Origin of the sequence: Meiothermus sp., assembly GCF_025056915.1 — a bacterium.
GTDB lineage: Bacteria > Deinococcota > Deinococci > Deinococcales > Thermaceae > Meiothermus.
In genome coordinates this window covers 446-2,809 of sequence record NZ_JANWVH010000145.1, presented here as the reverse complement: position 1 = coordinate 2,809, position 2,364 = coordinate 446, and the positions used below count along the sequence as shown (strand labels likewise).

Annotated in this window: 2 protein-coding genes; both read right to left on the bottom strand. The window is 62.6% G+C overall.

Annotation, left to right across the window (positions count from 1 at the left end):
• The coding region (locus tag NZN28_RS14175; protein ID WP_295399245.1) for a carbohydrate ABC transporter permease at positions 1-786 on the bottom strand (786 nt) is incomplete at its 3' end.
• Between the two features lie 95 nt (positions 787-881).
• A complete protein-coding gene (locus NZN28_RS14170; protein ID WP_295399242.1) occupies positions 882-2,186 on the bottom strand; it encodes a sugar ABC transporter substrate-binding protein in 1,305 nt (434 codons plus the stop codon).
• Positions 2,187-2,364: the final 178 nt, after the last annotated feature.

Sequence of the window (2,364 nt, the reverse complement as noted above, 5' to 3'; positions counted from 1 at the left end):
GCCAAAAGCCTTGAGGTAGATCAGGTAGGGCAGGGTGGTGGTTGCCAGGCCCGGCCCTCCGGAGGTGGAGGCGTAAATTTCGGCGAAGATGGTGAGCAGGAAGATGGTCTCGAGCATCACCACCACGCTCAGGGTCTGGGCCAGGTGGGGCACGATGATGTAGCGGAACTCCTGCCAGGCATTGGCGCCGTCAATCTTGGCGGCCTCGAGCTGCTCCTTGGAGAGCGACTGCAGCCCGGTCAGGATGAGGAGCATGGCGAAGGGCGTCCACTGCCAGGAGACCATCAGCACAATGGACTGCATGGGGTAGGCCGCCAGCCAGTCTATGGGCTCTTGCCCCAGGCGCTGGGCCAGCCAGGCAAAAAGCCCGTAAACCGGGTGCATCAGCATGTTCTTCCAGATGAGGGCCGAGACCACCGGCATCACAAAGAAGGGCGAGATGACCAGGGTGCGGGCCAGGGCCCGGCCTGGAAAATCCTGATAAAAGAGCACTGCCAGCACCAGTCCCAGCAAAACCGTGAGCAGCAGCACCGAGCCGACCAGCACCAGGGTGTTCTGAACCGCGGTCCAGAAGATGGGGTCGGTGAGCTGGGAGTGGAAGTTTTCCAGCCCCACGAAGCCCTGCCGCTCAGGGTTGAGCAGATTGAAGCGGCGGAAGGAGTGGTAGAGCGTTAGAACAAAAGGAATCTGCGTCCAAACGACGAGCAGCAGAATGGCGGGGGCCAGCAGCCAGAAGGTGTTGGGCCTCAGACTGTAGGTTTGTTTGCGGGGAAGGCTATGGGTCATACCGCCTGCCTTGGCGGGAAGCGAGGACTGGGGTGTGAAAAGGGCTTCCCAGGAAGAAAGCCCCACGGCGGTACCCCGCCGTGGGGCTTGGTAGGCTACTTGAGGTAGCCGGCCTCCTTCATGATCTTCTCCACCGCGGCCTGGGCCTGGGCCAGCCCGGCATCCAGGCTGGTGCGCCCGGCTACAATGCCCGCGATGAACTGGCCTACCTGGGTGCCGATGGCCTGGAACTCGGGGATGCCCACGAACTGCACCCCGGTGTAGGGCACTGGCTTGAGGGTAGGCTTGGTGGGATCGGCGGTGTTAATGGAGTCCAGCACGGTTTTGGCGAAAGCGGCGGCCTTTTGGTACTCAGGGTTCGCGTAGGTGGAGTAGCGGGTGCCCGGCGGGGCCGAGACCCAGCCCTGGGTGCGGCCGACCAGAGCGATGTACTCCTTGGAGGTGGCCCAGGTGATGAAGGTTTTAGCCGCGTCCACCTTTTTGCTCGACTTGGGGATGGCCAGGGCCCAGCTCCACAGCCAGTGCGAGCCGTTGGGGGTGGTGGCCACCGGGGCCTTGGCGAAGCCAATCTTGTCGGCTACTTTGGAGGTCTTGGGGTTGGCCAGATAGCCCGCAGCCACGGTGGCGTCAATCCACATGGCGCACTTGCCCTCGGCCATCAGGGTCAGGTTCTCGGTGAAGCCGTTGCCGGTTACGCCCGGCGGGCCGTACTTGGTGACCAGCTCCACGTACTGCCCGATGGCCCGCTTCCACTCCGGGCTGGTGAGCTGGGGCCGCCAGTTCTCGTCGAACCAGCGCCCCCCGTAGGTGTTGACCAGGGTGCTGAGGAAAGCCATGTTCTCGCCCCATCCGGGCAGGCCGCGCAGGCAGATGCCGTAAACCCCGCCGCTGGGGTTGTGCAGGGTTCTGGCCCAGTTGATGGCCTGGGTCCAGGTGGGCTGGGCCGGTACGGTAAGCCCCTTGGCCGCGAAAAGATCCTTGCGGTAGTAGAGCATCGAGCTTTCGGCATAGAAGGGGAGAGCGTAGAGCTTGCCCTGGTATGAAAGCCCAGCTCGCACCGGTTTGATGATGTCCTCGAGGTCGTACGAAGCGGGCAGACCGCTGATTTCTACCAGCCAGCCGTTCTTACCCCAGATGGGGGCCTCGTAGGTGCCGATGGTCAGGATGTCGTAGGAGCCCGCATTGGTGGCGATGTCGGTGGTCACCTTCTGGCGCAGCTCGTTCTCCGGCAGCACCACCCAGTTGACCTTGATGCCCGGGTTGGCCTTCTCAAACTCCGGGGTCAGCTTCTGCATGGTGATCATGTCGGGGTTGTTGACGGTGGCAATGGTGATGGTGGTCTGAGCCAGCGCGAGCGAGCTCAGCGCCAGGGTCAGGGTTAAAAGCTTCCACAAACGCATTCCTGCTACCTCCTTGTGCAAAAGGGCTTAGGGCCGATACCTGAGGTTTTTCAGAGCTCTGGCACCTCCTTGTGGGTAGGGTTGAAAGCCTGGCCGAAGAAGTCGGCCAGCACCAGGTATTCGCAGTAAAGCGCCTGATACGCCTCGTGCTGTTCGTCGGGTGTGAAGAGGCGGGCGG

What these genes read in the sequence shown, in the direction of transcription:
- NZN28_RS14170 (WP_295399242.1), bottom strand. Translation starts at nt 2,186, where the DNA reads ATGCGTTTGTGGAAGCTTTTAACCCTGACCCTGGCGCTGAGCTCGCTC.